The sequence below is a fragment of the Methylobacterium sp. WCS2018Hpa-22 genome, from assembly GCF_031843785.1.
Classification (GTDB): Bacteria; Pseudomonadota; Alphaproteobacteria; order Rhizobiales; family Beijerinckiaceae; genus Methylobacterium.
Genome location: NZ_JAVTJA010000001.1, coordinates 1 through 15,347, shown reverse-complemented (window position 1 = coordinate 15,347; position 15,347 = coordinate 1). Strand labels below are relative to the sequence as shown.

The window sequence follows — 15,347 nt, the reverse complement described above, 5'->3', positions numbered from 1 at the left end:
AGGCCGATGCTGACCGACCACCGCTATCAGGAGATCCTGTCCCGTCTGAACGGAACGGGTCGGGTCGGCGTCTCCGACGTCGCTGCCTATCTCAGGGTTTCCGAGGAGACCATCCGGCGCGACCTGAAGGTCCTGGAGGAGCGCGGCGTCCTGCGCCGGATCCATGGCGGCGCGGTGCCCCCGCGCCTGGACCAGGACCGGCCTCTGCACGAGCGGGGCAAGACCAACCCGCGCGAGAAGGCGAAGGTGGCGGCCAATGCCGAGGGGCTGATCCGCGACGGGATGTCGGTCTTCATCGACACGGGCACCACGACGCTCGCTTTCGCCCGCCGCCTCAGCGGCCGCAACCTCACGGTGACGACGAATTCCATCGACGTGGCGCTCCATCTCGGCAACGGTCCCGCCCGGGTGAACCTGACGCCGGGAATGCTGCGGGCGCGGGACAACGCCCTCGTGGGCTACGAGACGGTGGCCTACGCGCAGCGGTTCTATTTCGACATCGCCTTCATGGGCATCGCGGCCTGCGACCTCACCCATGGCTGGATGGATTACGAGGAGCACGAATCCGCCCTGCGGAAGGTGCTTCGCGGCCAGGCACGCCAGAGCGTGCTTCTCGCCGATTCCCGCAAATTCGGCCGTCAGGCGAACCTCTGCACCTTCGGGCTCTCGGAACGGCTCACCCTCGTCACCGACCGGCCGCCGCCGCAGCCGTTCCTGGATCATTTCACCCAGCATGACATCGATCTCATCAGTTCCTGACGCAGCTGCGGCGGCCGGCGCGTTCCACGCGCTCTTCGAAGAGATCTCCGCCTGCGGCGCGACACCCGGCGGCGGCATCACCCGGCTCTGTGCTTCGGCCGAGGACGGACAGGCCCGTCGCGTTTTCGCCGATTCCGCCCGCGAGGCCGGCGCCGAGATCCTCCTCGACGCGGTGGGCAACCAATTCGCCGTCTTCCCTCTCACCGACGGTCCCGGTGCCCCGCTGGTGATGATGGGCTCTCATCTCGACAGCCAGCCGAAGGCCGGCCGCTTCGACGGGACCTACGGGGTGGCAGCGGCCGCCGGCATCGGCGCCGCCCTGATGCGGGCGCGGCGCGCCGGCGAGACCTTCACGGCGGATTTCTGCGCGGTGAACTGGACCGGCGAGGAGGGCGCGCGCTTCCGTCCGAGCCTCCTCGGCAGCGGCGCCTATGCGGGCACGCGACGGATCGAGGAGGCTTTGTCCAGCCGTGACGATGCCGGGATCACCCTGCGGGAGGCCCTGGGCGGGATCGGGTTCCTCGGCACGGACCGGCCGCCGCCGCTCCCGGCCTGCTACCTCGAACTCCACGTGGAGCAGGGCCTCGTCCTGGAGAACGCGAAGGCGACCATCGGCGTCGTCACCCGCAACTGGGGGGCGGCGAAGATCGACGTGGTCTTCACCGGCGAGCAGGCCCATACCGGCCCGACCCCGATGCCGCGCCGGCGCGATGCGCTGCTCGCCGCCGCCTATCTGATCGCCGAAGTGAGGGAGATCGCCGAGCGCTGGCCCGGCCGCTTCCATACCTCGGTGGGACGCATCCTGGTGGAGCCGAACTCCCCCAACGTGGTGCCTGCCCGGGTGGAGCTCAGCGTCGAACTCCGCTCGGCCGATGATCGCCTGCTCACCGATGCGACCCTGATGGCGGAGGCGGCGATCACCGAGGCGGCGTGCCGCGCCGGCGTCGTGGCGGCAATTCCCGGCCGGACGCTGCGGCCGATCCGCAATCTGCCCGAAGCGGTGTGCGATCTCGTCTCCTCCTGCGCCGAGGAGACGGCCTTGCGGTCGCTGCGCATGGATACGGTGGCCGGCCACGACGCGATCAGCCTGCTCGGCCAATGCCCGACCGGCATCGTCTTCGTCCCCAGCGTCGACGGCATCGCGCATAACGAGGCCGAACTGTCTCGGCCGGCGGATCTCGAAGCCGGGCTCGCGGTGGCCTTACGCGCCGCATGGCGCTTGTGCCGTAGCGGCGGCTCGCCGGAACGGGCCTTGCTCGTCAAACGGCCGAACGAGGCGTTCGGAGCGGAGCGATGATACAATACGGTGAGGCCGGCACCCCTTTCGACCATCGCGTCGAAGCCATCATCGCCACGCGGCCGGACTGGATCGCGCGCCAGCCTCGCTATGGGCTGGCCGCAGCACCGGTGGCATCCCCGACCCACCGGGCCGTGGCCTCGGACTGCGTCCATGTCGCGTTCCGTGAGGGCGAGCCGGTCTTCCTCAAGCTGCGCCATGCCGATATGGCAGACGATCTGACGCCCGTGGCGGCGCAGGCGGCCCGCAAGGCCGCGCGCCTCGGCATCGCCCCGGAGGTGGTCCACGAGGCGGACGGGGCGCTCGGCCTCGCCTACCTGCCCGAGCCCTGGCGCTATGGCCGGGTCGGCGACCTTCAGGACGGCACGATCCTCGGCAAGGTACTGGATGCCAAAGCGCAGCTCCATGGCGACGGTCGTCTCGGCCATCGATTCTGCCCCTTCGCGCGGATCGAGAGCCTCGCCGCCGAGGCCCGTGCCGCCGACGCTCCGCTTCCCGACGGGACCGACCGGCTCGTGGCGGCGATGGCGCTCGTGCGCGAGGCGATCCATGCCTCGGGCATCGACCTCGCCTTCTGCCACAATGACGGCATCGCCTCGAACATCATGATCGGGGAGGGCGAGATCCGTCTCGTCGATTTCGACCTCGCCGGCGACAACGACCCCTGGTTCGATCTCGGCGCCCTCCTCAACGAGGCTTGCGCCTTCGAGCCGGAGCGGCGCGAGGCGGTGGAGCATTATGCCGGCCGGTTCGACGAGCGCCTCTACAACCGCTGCCGCCTCTACGGCGCGGTCGATGACGTGATGGGCGGCCTCTGGGGCGTCACCCGCGCGGTCACCTCGGCGCGGAGCGGGATCGAGTTCTACAAATACGGAACCTGGCGGCTCCTGCATGCGCGCACGACCATCGGTTCACGCGATTTCGAAAGCTGGCTGCGCCGGCTGTGACACGGGCGTTCGAAATGGGAGGCAGCGAACGGCGATGAGCTGGAAAGGCTTGGGCGACGGCATCAGCGAGGGCGAGCGCGCCCTGGAGGGCGTGCTGGCCGGCATCGCTGCCTGGCGGGGCCGGCCGATGCGCTACCGGCCGGTGGCGGGCGGGATCAGCAACACCAACTGGCGCGTCGCCATCGGGGACGCGCAGGATTATTTCGTGAAGATGCCCGGCCGTGGCACCGAGATGTTCATCGCCCGCGACTGCGCCAACGATGCCAGCCGGCGCGCGGAGGCCTGCGGCTACGGCGTCCAGGTCGTCGACTACCTGCCCGATGCCGGAGTCGAGATCTTCGCCTTCGTCGAGGGTTACCGCGCCTCCTCGAATCTCGACTTCCTGCGCCCCACTGTCCGCCACAACGCCGTGCGCGCCCTCAAGGCCTTCAACGATTCCGCGCCGCTCGGGCTGACGAAGACGATCTTCGAGATGATCGAGGAGCATGTCGAACAGGTCGCGGAGGTAGGCGGCCGGCTTCCCGCCGACCAGGCCCATCTGATGCGCTGCATGGCCGAGGCGAAAGCCGCGATGACGGCCTCCGGCCTCGATCTCGTGCCATGCATGAACGATACGCTCGCCGGCAATTTCATGATCGACGAGGCCGACAGGGTGCTGCTCGTCGACTTCGAATATGCCTCCAACAACGAGCGCGCCTACGAGCTCGCCCTCTGGTTCGACGAGATGGCGTTCCCGGACACGATCGAACGCGAGATGATCGAGGCCTATTTCGGCCGCTGGACCCCCGAAATCCATGCGCGCATCGCGGTCCTGAAGGCGCTTGGCGATCTTAAATGGGCGACCTGGGCGATGATCCAGGAGGCCGTCTCGACCCTCGATTTCGACTATTACAAATACGGAACCTGGAAGCACATGCGGGCCCGAACCCTGTTCCACCATCCCGACTGGCCACTCTGGCTGAGGCGCCTGTGATGGGTGTGGGTGCACCGCCGATCCGGTCCGGGGACGAGGCGACGAAAGCGGATTTCCTCGCCTTCGCCCATCGCCTCGCGGATTTCGCCGCTCCGCTCGCGCGGCACTATTTCCGCACCGAACTACCGGTGGAAGCCAAGGCCGATGCGAGCCCGGTCACCGCCGCCGACCGCGCCATCGAATCCCTGCTGCGCGCCGAGATCCGCAGCGTCTATCCCGACCACGGCATCCTCGGAGAGGAGGAGGGCGGTGATTTCGAGCGGCCGCTCACCTGGGTGATCGACCCGATCGACGGCACCAAGAGCTTCATCACCGGCATGCCGCTCTTCGGCACGCTCATCGCCCTGGTCTCCGGCGGACGGCCGATCGTCGGCGTCATCGATATGCCGGCACTCGGCGAGCGCTGGTGCGGAACCGGCGACGCGGCGTGGTTCGACGGCCGGCCCGCCCGGACGAGCGGCAGGCACCTTCACGAAGCCCGCCTGTTCGCGACCTCCCCGGACATTTTCGAGGGCACGGATGCGGAGGCCTTCGCACGGCTGAGCGGAGCGGTGGGCCTGCGCCGCTTCGGCGGCGATTGCTATGCCTACGGCCTTCTCGCCAGCGGTCATTGCGACCTCGTGGTGGAAGCCGGGCTCCAGGTCTACGACGTCATGGCCCTCGTGCCGGTGGTGGAAGGGGCGGGCGGGGTGATGACCGATTGGGACGGTCGCCCCCTGACCCCGGCTTTCGACGGACGGGTCGTGGCCGCGGCCAATGCCGGCCTCCACGCCGAGGCCCTCCGACACTTGCGAGCCTGATCCCCGCTCCTGTCATCCCTCGTTCAAACTGGTATACCCGATGCCAGATTCACGAGGGGAGATATCGATGACCGCTCTGTTCCATCATGCGGCCGCGTTCGAGCATCGCACACCGCACGGACATCCCGAGCGGCCGGAGCGCATGAAGGCGGTTCAGGAGGCCCTCGGGACGGCGGACTTCTCCGGCCTCGACCGTCGCGCACCCGAGGCGGCCGCCCTCGAATCGGTGTTCCTCGCCCATCCCGAGGAATGGGTCCGCGCCATCCTCCGTTCGGTGCCGAGCGAGGGGCTTGCCCATCTCGATTCCGATACGGTGCTCTCGCCGGGAACGATGGATTGCGTCCTGCGCGGTGTCGGGGCGGCGGTGCAAGGCGTCGACCTCGTGATGACGGGTGCCGCCCGCAACGCCTTCTCGGCCATGCGGCCGCCGGGGCATCATGCCGAACGCACCAAGGCGATGGGCTTCTGCGTCTTCAACAACGCGGCGATCGCCGCTCTTCACGCCAGGAAGGTCCACGGGGCGGAGCGCGTCGCCATCGTCGATTGGGACGTGCATCACGGCAACGGCACGCAGGACATCGTCTGGTCCGATCCATCCGTGCTGTTCTGCTCGACCCACCAGATGCCGCTCTATCCCGGCAGCGGAGCGGTGTCCGAGGAGGGCGAGCACGGCACCATCGTCAACGCGCCGCTCAAGCCCTTCGCCGACGGCGACGCCTTCAAGGAGGCGATGCGAAGCCGCATCCTCACCCGTCTCGAGGCGTTCAAGCCCGACCTGATCGTCATCTCCGCCGGGTTCGACGCCCATTGGCGCGACCCGCTGGCCAACCTCATGCTGGAGGCCGAGGATTTCGCCTGGGCGACCAGCCAAGTCATGGAAATCGCCGACCGCACCTGCGACGGCAGGATCGTGTCGCTGCTGGAAGGCGGCTACGACCTGAAGGGCCTCGGTGACTCGGTGGCCGCCCACGTATCGGTCCTGATGGGGGCGTGATCGGCATCGGGCAGGGCGGCAGCAAAGACTAGACAAGTCATTCCGGACAGTTGTTCATCCTCGATCAATGTACCATGCGATAAGACGACCTCCTGTGTATGAATACATACACAGTTCATCGAAAAACTATGCCCCGGCCGATATGGCAAAGCCGTCGATAGTGCCTAAGTAACTCTTCAGCCCGCCTCCTGGGGGGATCGGTTTTTTCCATGCAACCCTCCCGAGGGATTGCGGGTAAGTGCGAGCCGCCTTCTTCTCCCATGGACGGGGGAAGTGATTTCTTTCAGGAGGTGCGGGCCGGGTGATGCGGAAGGACGTCCTTCCGTGATGCCGACCGACTCGCGGGAATCGCCCAGCGGCATCGCCGTTGTCGAGGCTCACATCACGTTACCGAATGAACGCATGACGCAACTGAGTGCCACCCGGACGGCCGACCCTGCCCTGGATCCTCGCCAGGATGCCGACCCCTCGGATCTCGGTCCGGACCTGACCGTCTGCGACCGTGAGCCGATCCATATTCCGGGAGCGATCCAGCCGCACGGCCTCCTGCTGATCGCGAATGCGGAAGACCAGAGGGTGGTCGGCGGCGCGGGCGACATCGAAGGAATGCTCGCCGCGGAATGGACCGGGCGGACGTTGTCCGAGCTCCTCGGCGCCTCGCCGGCCTCCCTGCTGCTCGACGCGCCCCGCGACGAGACCGTCGTGATCGGTCACGTCATGGGGCTCCGCGCGGCAATGGATGCCACCGCGCGCTTTCAGGACGGCCAATGGCTGATCCAGCTCGAACCGCAGGCCTCCCTGTGGACCGATGCGGCCAGCCTTCTCGGCTGGCTCGACCGCGCCGGAAGCGCCCTGGAGCGGGCCACCGACCTCAAGGCCTTGTGCGACCGGGCGGCGACGTCGTTCCGCGAGCTCACCGGTTTCGACCGGGTCATGATCTATCGCTTCCTCGACGACGATGCCGGCGTCGTCATCGCGGAAAGCCGCGTTCCCGAGCTCGGCAGCTTCCTGCACCACCATTTCCCGGCCTCGGACATCCCGAAACAGGCGCGCGCCCTCTACATCCGCAACCGCGTCCGCGTGATCCCGGACGTCACCTATACGCCGCAGCCGCTTCGGCCCCGGCACCTGTCGCAGCTCGATCTGAGCGACATCGAACTGCGCAGCGTCTCGCCGATCCACCTTCAATATCTGCGCAACATGGATGTGGCGGCCTCCGCCTCGATCTCCATCGTCAAGGACGGCATTCTGTGGGGGCTCGTGGCCTGCCACAACCGGACGCCGCGCACCCTCGCCTTCGGACAGCGCATGGCCTGTCAGGCCCTGGCGGGAAGTCTCGCCCGTCAGGTCAGCTCGCGGGAGGAAGCCGAGAATTACCGTGAGCGGCTGCGGCTGCGCAGCGCCGAGGACGTGGTCTCAGGAAAGGTTCTGGGCGAAGCCCCCCTCGCCGAAATTCTGATCGAGACGAGCGAGGAGCTGCGCCGCATGCTCGGCGCCGACGGCTTCGCGCTGCTCCAGGGCAGGGACCTCCACCATACCGGACGCTGCGCCGAGGAAACCGACCTGCGCGAGATCGCGGCCTGGGTCCGGACGGTGGGCGGGGTACAGGCGCTTCACACCCACAGCCTCAGCAAGCGCTTCCCCCGCGCCGCCGCCTATCGTGCGCTGGCGAGCGGGCTCCTCGCCGTCGTCCTGTCGGGGGAGGAGCCGATCATCCTGATGTGGTTCCGGGCCGAGCGGGTCGAACTCGTCAACTGGGCCGGCAACCCCCACAAGGCCGCCAACGTCGTCGGCGATACCTTGAGCCCCCGCGCCTCCTTCGAAGCCTGGACCGAGGAGGTCCATGGCCATGCCAAGCCCTGGTCGCTCCCCGAGATCGAGGCGGCGCAGCGCATCGTGCGCGAGCTCTACGAGGCTCGTCAGACCCGGCGCATCCGCGAGCTCAACCGCGAGCTCGCCGCCACCGTGGCGGATAGGGAAAGCCTGCTGGTCCAGAAGGATTACCTGATCAAGGAAGTGAATCACCGCGTCCAGAACAGCCTGCAGCTGGTCTCGGCTTTCCTCGCCCTGCAGGCGAGGGCGGAAGGCAATGCGGGGCTCAGCGAGGCATTGAGCGAGGCGCAGCGCCGGCTCGCTGCCGTGGCCCTGGTGCACCGACGGCTCTACAGCGACGACAACGTCGAAATGATCGATCTGGCCCGCTACCTCGACGATCTCGTCTCCGAAATGAAATCGTCGATGGGCCCTGAATGGGCCGAGCAGTTCAGCACCGATTTCGCCCCGATCATCATCCCCACCGACGCTGCGGTGAATATCGGACTGATCCTGACCGAGCTCGTCATCAACGCCAACAAATACGCCTATTCCGGCGCGGTCGGTCCCATCGCCATCAGCCTCGAACAGCATCGCAACCGCTTCCGCCTGATCGTCGCCGATCAGGGACAGGGCATGTCGGGTACACGGAGCGGATTCGGGACGCGGATGCTCAACGCCATGGTCGACCGCCTCGGCGGGACGATCGAGAACACCAACAATCGGCCGGGATTGAGGGTGATCCTGACGGCCTCCATCGGTGCGCCCGATCCGGCATCCCTGCCATGACCCGTACTGCGCTGGCGATTGGCGGCCCGGAAGCGCCTCTGGCCGAACGGCTGCGCGAAGGCACGCAGGATCTGCACGAGGAACTGGAGCGCTGCCTCGATTGGCGCCAGCGGATGGCGACGCGGGACGGATACCTGACCCTGCTCGCCCGCTGGTGGGGCTTCCATCGTGTGTTCGAGCCCATCGTCGGCCAAGCCTTCGGGCGCGACGTCGCATGGCCGCGCCGCAAACTGCACCTGATCGAGCGGGACCTCGTCCATTTCGGCATGAATCGCGACGCCATTGAGGCCTTGCCCCGTTTCGCCGCCGGAACGGGTTTCGACGACCGCCCCGCGATCCTCGGCGCCCTGTACGTCACCGAAGGCTCTACGCTCGGCGGACAGGTCATCGCCCACCACATCCGCCGTAGCCTCGGAGATGCGATCGCCTCGGGCGGCTGCGCCTATTACGAAGGCTACGGAAAGCGGGACACGGCGACGATGTGGACCTCGTTCCGGACCTTCCTGGACCGGTCGGGCGAAGAGGGCCGATCCGAGAGCGTCATCGAAGGCGCGCGGTGGACCTTCGACGCGCTGCGGCTATGGCTCACCGCCAGCAACCCACCCCGACCCGCTTTGGGCGAAGCCGCCCGGCGCTGAATGCCGGGCCGACCTGTCGAATCAGCCAACCTGCTCAGCCGGCATCGACGGCGCGTCCGCCATAGGTCTCGAAGGAGGTCATCACCTTCTCGGTCAGCCCGTCATCGAGTTCGACGGTGACGCGGATCGCCCCCTCAAGCGCAGGCTCGCCCTCGGTGCCTTCCTTCAGGCGACCATCCTCGATATCGGCCCGCGCCGCCTCGGTCCCCGCGCTGTTCTCGTCCCCCGCGGGCGCGATGGTGACGGCGCTCCGGTCGATCCCGTGTTCCTGGACGAGATGCTCGACCGCCGTCTCGGCATCGCGGCGGCTCTTGAACTCGGCGGACATCGTCTTCGACATGATCACGGTTCCGGGGTTGGTCTTCAGGCTGTGTGAACCCTCCACCGGGGGAAAGGTTCAGCGGCGCCTCGGAGCCGCCGCGATTCGCAGCGTCGGGTGCATGCTCGCGTCAGGTACAGGCTCGAATCAGGCAAGTGAAAATACGTAGTCGGCATTTCATCTTCGCCACACTCCCGTACAATCGTGTTCCTCGCTGGTGGCTAGGTTCAACACATCGGTGTTTTTACCGGAAACAAATGTTGTCCATTGGGTGAGGCCCGGTTAAGTGCGGCTCATGCCTAAGCTCGAATCTCTCCTGGATCGTCTCAAAGCCCGCCAGCGCGCCCTCATCATGGAAGCGGCGGAGCACGAAACGATGCCGGCCGACAGCACGTTGCGCCGCATCGCGGAGCTGGAAAATGCGATCGCCGCGGTGGAAGCCATCCTCGACGAGACGCGGGCGCTTGCCCGCTAGCCCAGCCGGGCCGACGACGTATCCTCGATCAGGACGCCGAACGAGGCCTCATGCCCTGATGACCGCTGCGATCATGGCGGGCATCGCGGCATCGTCGGGAGCCATGGTTCAGGAAGCGACGGCGCAGGACGTGCCGACCGCCGTAGCCGATCTCGATCTATTGGAGCGGCGCTGGCACAAATGCGTGCGGCAGGCCTTTTCCGGGCAACCCGCCGGCCTGCCGACCCATGCCGCGCAGAAGGCCGCATTGGCCGAATGCAAGAGCCTGGAGAACAGTTACGTCTCGGCGATGCTGGTGGCCCAGGCGGCCGAGGCCGAGGCCCGTCGGCAGGGCAAGCCATCGATCGGCGCGAGGGCGAGGGGCTGGGCCACCTCGCTTCTGTCCTACGTGGTCGAGCCGGTAACCTCCTTGATCGACGCCTGGCGCAAGTAACCCGTCTCGCGCCTCAGGCCCGCTCCATCTGCAATCCCGGCACGGCCGAGAGCAGGTCGCGCGTGTAGGGATGGTCCGGCCGGCGGAACAGGTCGGCGGTCGGCCGCTGTTCCACGATCTCCCCCCGATGCATCACCGCGATCCGGTCACAGATCTTGGCCGCGACGCGCAGGTCGTGGGTGATGAACAGCATCGCGAGGTTCAGGCGCTGCTTCAGATCCTCGAGAAGGTCGAGCACCTGTGCCTGGACCGACACGTCGAGGGCCGAGACGGCCTCGTCGGCGACCAGCACGTCGGGCTCCATGGCGAGCGCCCGGGCGATGCCGATGCGCTGGCGCTGGCCGCCGGAGAAGGCGTTCGGATAGCGCTCGGCGGCGCTGGGCGACAGGCCGACGAGATCGAGCAGGTCGCGCGCCCGCGCCCTGGCCTCGCGGGCCGGAACACCATGGGCGATCGGCCCGGCGGTGATGATCTGCTCCACGGTCCGGCGCGGGTTGAGGGAAGCGAAGGGGTCCTGGAAGATCATCTGGATACGCTTGCGCTCGGCGCGAAGCGCCCGCGGCCCCAAAGCCGTGTAGTCCAGCGCGCCGAGGCGGACGGTGCCCTGGTCGGGGTCGATGAGCCGGATGGCGAGGCGCGCCGTGGTGGATTTGCCCGAGCCCGATTCACCGACGAGGCCCAGGGTCTCGCCGCGCCGGACGTCGAATGCCACCTCCTTGACCGCGTGGACGATGCGCGGCGGCCCGAACAGACCCCGGCGCGAGGTGTAGGTTTTCGTCAAGCCGATGGCCGACAGGGCGATGGGCGCGCCTTCCCGTGATTCGCGCTCCGGCGGCACGATGCTCGGCACCGCCGCCAGCAGCGCCTTCGTGTAGGGATGGTGGGGGTTCCGCAAAACCTCGTCGGCGGAGCCCGATTCCACCAGCTTGCCGCGCTGGAGCACTGCCACATGGTCGGCGATATCGGCGACGACGCCGAAATCGTGGGTGATGAACAGGACGCTCATGCCCCGCCGCCGCTGCAGGTCGCGGACGAGCTTCAGGATCTGCGCCTGGGTGGTGACGTCCAGCGCCGTGGTCGGCTCGTCGGCGACGAGGATCGAGGGTTCGAGCGCCAGGGCCATGGCGATCATCGCGCGCTGGCGCTGACCGCCCGACAGCTGATGCGGATAGGCGCGCACGATCTGCGCCGGGTCGGGCAGGCCGACCTCGGTGGCGAGCGCCATGGCCTTGGCCCGCCGCTCGGCCTTGGTGAGAAGGTTGTGCGCCTCGAACATCTCGGCGATCTGGTCGCCGATCCGCATGACCGGGTTGAGCGCCGTCATGGGCTCCTGGAACACCATGGCGATGCGGCGCCCGCGCAAAGCACGCCAGTCGCGCTCGCCGAGGGTGAGCAGGTCCCGCCCCTCGAACATGATGCTGCCGCCGACGGGCGTGAGGGCACGGGGCAGCAGACCGGTGAGCGCATAGGCGCTCATGGATTTTCCCGAGCCCGATTCGCCGACGACGCAGAGGATCTTGCCCGGCATCAGATCGAGGGAGAGATCCTCCACCGCATGCGGCCGGTCCGCCCCCTTCGGCAGGGCCAGGGTGAGGTTGCGGATGCTGACGACAGGCTCGCTCATGGTCAGGTCTCCGGTTTCGCGTCGCGCTGGCCCAGGATGACGGGTCCGGTCTCCCCGAGATCCCAGAACAGGCCCGCCATCAGCATCAGCGCCTCCCGGCTCATCGGCCCGAGCAGGTGCTCGTCCGGACCGTGCTGGAGGCAGGCCGGGTAGGAATGCGGCACCCACAGGGTCGGCAGGCCGAGGATCTCGGAAAAGGCGTCGTTGGGCAGCGAGCCACCGAGATTGGGCAGCAATGCCGGGCGCTTGCCCGTGCTGGCCTCGATGGAGGCCAGCGCCCAGCCGACCCAGGGATCTTCCACGGGAAGGCGGGTGGCGCGGAACACTTCCGAACGGGCCGCCCGCACCTCGACCATGGGGAAACCGTTGGCGTCGAGATGGGCGCGCACGGCCGGGATCAGGCCCTCCCAGTCGGTGCCGACGACGAAGCGCAGCTGCAGCGTCGCCTTGGCGTGGGGCGGCACCGCATTGAGCGGGCCGTCGGGGTCACCGGTCTTGAAGGCCAGCACTTCGAGGGTGTTCCAGCCGAAGACGCGCTCGGCCGCATTGAGGCCGGGCTCGCCCCATTCCTCGTCGATCCTCGGCGCGGTGGGGTCGGTCCCCACCACGATGTCGGCGAGCGCCGCCCGCACGCCCTCGGGGATCGCGGGTGGCCGCAGGGCATCGAGGAGGATCTTGCCGCGCCCGTCGACCAGGGTCGCGATGGCGTTGGCCAGCACCGTGCCGGGATTGCGCAGCAGGCCGCCCCAATTGCCCGAATGGTGGCTGCCCTCGCGCAGGTTCACAACGAGCTCGAACGTGTATCCGCCGCGCGAGCCGAGGAAGAGCGTGGGGCGCTCCGCGCTCACCCGTGGCCCGTCGGAGGCGATGAGTACGTCGGCGGCGAGGGCGCGCGCCTCGGTCCGGCACAGGTCGCGCAGGCCCGGCGAGCCGGATTCCTCGCCCATTTCGATGAGGAGCTTGGTGTTGAAACCGAGGCGTCCGCCTCTCGCCACCATCACCGCCTCGAGTGCGCCGAGATTGATGATGTGCTGGCCCTTGTTGTCGGCGGTGCCGCGGCCGTACCAGCGGTCGCCCTCGACGACGATCGCCCACGGGTCGAGGCCGGCGCGCCATTGTTCGGGGTAGCCGCGCACGGTGTCGCCATGGCCGTAGATCAGCACGGTGGGCAGGTCGTCGCCCTCGTGCCGCTCGGCGATGAGGAAGGGGCCGTGCTCGCCGTCGGGATTGTCGAGGATGCGGCCGGTGAAGCCCAGCGGCGCGATGGCGGGCATGAGGAAGTCGGACAGGTAGGCATGGAGTGCCGGCAATTGCCCTGTCGTCTGGCTCTCGGTGGGGCGGGCGACGGCATCCTGCAGGACGGCGCGGAACCCGCCTCCGTCGTAGTGGCGCGCGGCATGCGCGATCGCATCGTGTCGGGACATGGATCCACTCTGTGTCGGGTGAGAATGGGAGCCGAGGGAAGCGCTCAGCGCCGCCCCTCGGGTGCCGTGACGTCGCGCAATCCGTCGCCGAGGAGGTTGATGGCGAGAACGAGGACGAGGAGGGCGACGCCCGGGATGGTGATGACCCAGGGCTGGAAGAACATGTACGGCTTGCCCTCGGCGATCATCAGCCCCCAGGAGGGCAGGGGCGGCTGGACGCCGAGGCCGAGGAACGACAGGGCCGCCTCCAGCAGGATCGCGTGCGCCATCTCCAGGGTCGCCACGACGATGAGCGCGTTGAAGATGTTGGGCAGGATTTCCTGGAACAGGATCCGGGCGTTCGAGAAGCCGGCGGCGCGGGCCGCCGCGACGAAATCTTGGTCGCGGATCTGGCGGGTGGCGGCACGCGTCACCACGGCGAAGCGGTCCCACAGCAGCAGGCCCAGCACCAGGACCACCACCTTCAGCGAGCCGCCCACCAGGGAGGCCATGGCCAAAGCCACCAGCACCACCGGCATGGCGAGGCGCGTGGTGACGACGTAGCTCACCATCGCGTCGACCTTGCCGCCGAAATAGCCGGCGCAGATGCCGAGCACGGTGCCGATCAGGCCGGAGATGCAGGCCGCCGCGATCCCGATGAGAAGGGAGATCTGGCTGCCGTAGATCAGGCGGCTGAGATAGTCGCGACCGAGCTTGTCGGTGCCGAGCACGTGGTCCCAGGTCCCCTTCGCGTTCCAGATCGGCGGGATCAGGCGGCGCGAGACGTCCTGGGCATAGGGGTCGTGCGGGGCGATCAGGGGCGCGGCCAGGGCCGCGAGGACGATCCCGCCGAGGATCACGGCCCCGATCATGAAGCCGCCGTGATGGAGGCCGCGCCGGAGGGCCAGCGCCGTGGGCGAGCGCGACGCCGGCAGCGGCGCGTTCGCGTCGGGCACAGGACCGGCCTGAACCAGCAGATCGGTCGAGGGAAGGGTGGGAGCCACCGGGGAGGAAGACGGCTGAAGGGTCATTGGCGCAGCCGGGGATCGAGGAAAGCGTTGAGGAGGTCGGCCGCCAGCGTCAGGGCGATGTAGATCATCGCCAGGACGAGGACGATCGCCTGCACCACGGGGAAGTCGTTACGGGCGATGGATTCCCAGGCGAGCTGCCCGAGCCCCTGGAGCGAGAACACCGCCTCGATGACGATGGAGCCGCCGAGCATGAAGCCGAACTGCACGGCGGCGAGCGCGATCACCGGGATCACGGCGTTGCGGAGCGCATGCCGGATCAGAATCTTTCGCGGGGGCAGGCCCTTGGCCCGGGCGGTGCGGACATAGTCCGAGGCCAGCACCTCCAACATGCCGTTGCGGGTGAGGCGCATCACGGCGGGCATGGCGTAGTAGCCGAGCGCGATGGCCGGCAGCACGAAGTGCTTCCAGGTCGTGTTGCCCGAGACCGGCAGCCAGCGCAGGTTCACCGAGAAGACCATGATCAGCGTCAGGCCGAACCAGAAGCTCGGCATCGCCTGACCCAGCACCGAGACCGACAAAGCGAGCCGGTCGATCCAGGTGTCGCGCTTCACCGCCGCCAGCACGCCGAGCGGGATCGCCACGAACAAGGCAACGGCCAGCGCCACCACGCCGAGGAACAGGGTGATCGGCATGCGGGAGGCGAGGAGATCGACCACGCTTTCCCGGAAGTAGAAGGAATTGCCGAAATCGAAATGCAGCGCCTTCCACGCCCAGGCGGTGAATTGCGCCAGCATCGGCTGGTTCAGCCCGTACTGGACGCGGATCGCCTCGACCTGGGCGGAGGTGGCCTCGGGACCGGCAATGGCGGCGGCGAGGTCGCCGGAGAGGTGCAGCAGCATGAAGCTCGCCACCGACACCGTCACGGCAACCGCGATGGCGACGAAAATGCGTTGCAGCATGAACCTGAGCATGGGCCGGTTCCTTTGGTCCGTTACGGGTCGTGACGTTCGTCGTCCGGACGATTGTTCGGCTCTGCCGAGAGCGATCCGCGGGCTTCTCCCTCCCCCCTCTGCGGGGGAGGGTGGCCCTCGCGTCAGCGAGGGTCGGGAGAGG

At 68.1% G+C, this 15,347-nt stretch carries 15 protein-coding genes; 10 read left to right on the top strand and 5 right to left on the bottom strand.

The genetic code is table 11. The features are described 5' to 3' along the window. Positions 1-6 precede the first annotated feature (6 nt). The 8 genes from RQI43_RS00075 (at position 7) to RQI43_RS00040 (ending at position 9,009) form a co-directional block, all read left to right on the top strand. Positions 7-759, top strand: a complete 753-nt coding sequence (locus RQI43_RS00075; RefSeq protein WP_056427119.1) for a DeoR/GlpR family DNA-binding transcription regulator — start codon at positions 7-9, stop codon at positions 757-759. After that, positions 734-2,056, top strand: a complete 1,323-nt coding sequence (locus RQI43_RS00070; RefSeq protein ID WP_311273799.1) for a Zn-dependent hydrolase — start codon at positions 734-736, stop codon at positions 2,054-2,056. The genes RQI43_RS00075 and RQI43_RS00070 overlap by 26 nt, the downstream gene beginning before the upstream one ends. Further along, on the top strand, positions 2,053-3,003 hold the full coding sequence (locus RQI43_RS00065) for a phosphotransferase (protein WP_311273798.1): 951 nt from the start codon (positions 2,053-2,055) through the stop codon (positions 3,001-3,003). Before RQI43_RS00070 ends, RQI43_RS00065 begins: the two co-directional genes overlap by 4 nt. A 34-nt stretch (positions 3,004-3,037) precedes the next feature. Then, positions 3,038-3,976, top strand: a complete 939-nt coding sequence (locus RQI43_RS00060) for a phosphotransferase (protein WP_311273797.1) — start codon at positions 3,038-3,040, stop codon at positions 3,974-3,976. After that, positions 3,976-4,776 carry a histidinol-phosphatase gene (gene hisN, locus RQI43_RS00055; protein WP_311273796.1) on the top strand — a complete coding sequence of 267 codons (801 nt, stop codon included), beginning with the start codon at positions 3,976-3,978 and terminating at the stop codon, positions 4,774-4,776. The genes RQI43_RS00060 and hisN overlap by 1 nt, the downstream gene beginning before the upstream one ends. A 67-nt stretch (positions 4,777-4,843) precedes the next feature. After that, positions 4,844-5,770 (top strand): histone deacetylase family protein, encoded by a 927-nt coding sequence (locus tag RQI43_RS00050; protein WP_311273795.1) that lies wholly within the window; start codon positions 4,844-4,846, stop codon positions 5,768-5,770. Between the two features lie 402 nt (positions 5,771-6,172). Continuing rightward, complete coding sequence (locus RQI43_RS00045; protein ID WP_311273794.1) at positions 6,173-8,371, top strand: histidine kinase dimerization/phosphoacceptor domain -containing protein; 2,199 nt, start codon at positions 6,173-6,175, stop codon at positions 8,369-8,371. Continuing rightward, on the top strand, positions 8,368-9,009 hold the full coding sequence (locus RQI43_RS00040; RefSeq protein WP_311273793.1) for a biliverdin-producing heme oxygenase: 642 nt from the start codon (positions 8,368-8,370) through the stop codon (positions 9,007-9,009). The genes RQI43_RS00045 and RQI43_RS00040 overlap by 4 nt, the downstream gene beginning before the upstream one ends. A 34-nt stretch (positions 9,010-9,043) precedes the next feature. Here RQI43_RS00040 and RQI43_RS00035 read toward each other — a convergent pair whose 3' ends face one another. Then, on the bottom strand, positions 9,044-9,349 hold the full coding sequence (locus tag RQI43_RS00035; RefSeq protein ID WP_056427333.1) for a hypothetical protein: 306 nt from the start codon (positions 9,347-9,349) through the stop codon (positions 9,044-9,046). Between the two features lie 274 nt (positions 9,350-9,623). Here RQI43_RS00035 and RQI43_RS00030 point away from each other — a divergent pair, with 274 nt between their 5' ends. Both RQI43_RS00030 and RQI43_RS00025 read left to right on the top strand, forming a co-directional pair. Further along, positions 9,624-9,803 (top strand): hypothetical protein, encoded by a 180-nt coding sequence (locus RQI43_RS00030; protein ID WP_056427336.1) that lies wholly within the window; start codon positions 9,624-9,626, stop codon positions 9,801-9,803. Positions 9,804-9,861: 58 nt separating this feature from the next. Next, on the top strand, positions 9,862-10,236 hold the full coding sequence (locus RQI43_RS00025; RefSeq protein ID WP_311273792.1) for a hypothetical protein: 375 nt from the start codon (positions 9,862-9,864) through the stop codon (positions 10,234-10,236). 13 nt (positions 10,237-10,249) lie between these two features. Here RQI43_RS00025 and RQI43_RS00020 read toward each other — a convergent pair whose 3' ends face one another. The 4 genes from RQI43_RS00020 to RQI43_RS00005 are packed head-to-tail and all read right to left on the bottom strand — an operon-like array spanning position 10,250 to position 15,205. Beyond that, positions 10,250-11,860 carry an ABC transporter ATP-binding protein gene (locus tag RQI43_RS00020; RefSeq protein WP_311273791.1) on the bottom strand — a complete coding sequence of 537 codons (1,611 nt, stop codon included), beginning with the start codon at positions 11,858-11,860 and terminating at the stop codon, positions 10,250-10,252. A gap of 2 nt (positions 11,861-11,862) precedes the next feature. Then, a complete protein-coding gene (locus RQI43_RS00015; protein WP_311273790.1) occupies positions 11,863-13,284 on the bottom strand; it encodes a M20 family metallopeptidase in 1,422 nt (473 codons plus the stop codon). A gap of 44 nt (positions 13,285-13,328) precedes the next feature. Beyond that, positions 13,329-14,294 carry an ABC transporter permease gene (locus RQI43_RS00010; protein ID WP_311273789.1) on the bottom strand — a complete coding sequence of 322 codons (966 nt, stop codon included), beginning with the start codon at positions 14,292-14,294 and terminating at the stop codon, positions 13,329-13,331. After that, the gene (locus RQI43_RS00005; protein ID WP_056427145.1) at positions 14,291-15,205 is read right to left on the bottom strand and encodes an ABC transporter permease; all 915 of its coding nucleotides are present in this window, start codon (positions 15,203-15,205) and stop codon (positions 14,291-14,293) included. Before RQI43_RS00005 ends, RQI43_RS00010 begins: the two co-directional genes overlap by 4 nt. Positions 15,206-15,347 lie beyond the last annotated feature (142 nt).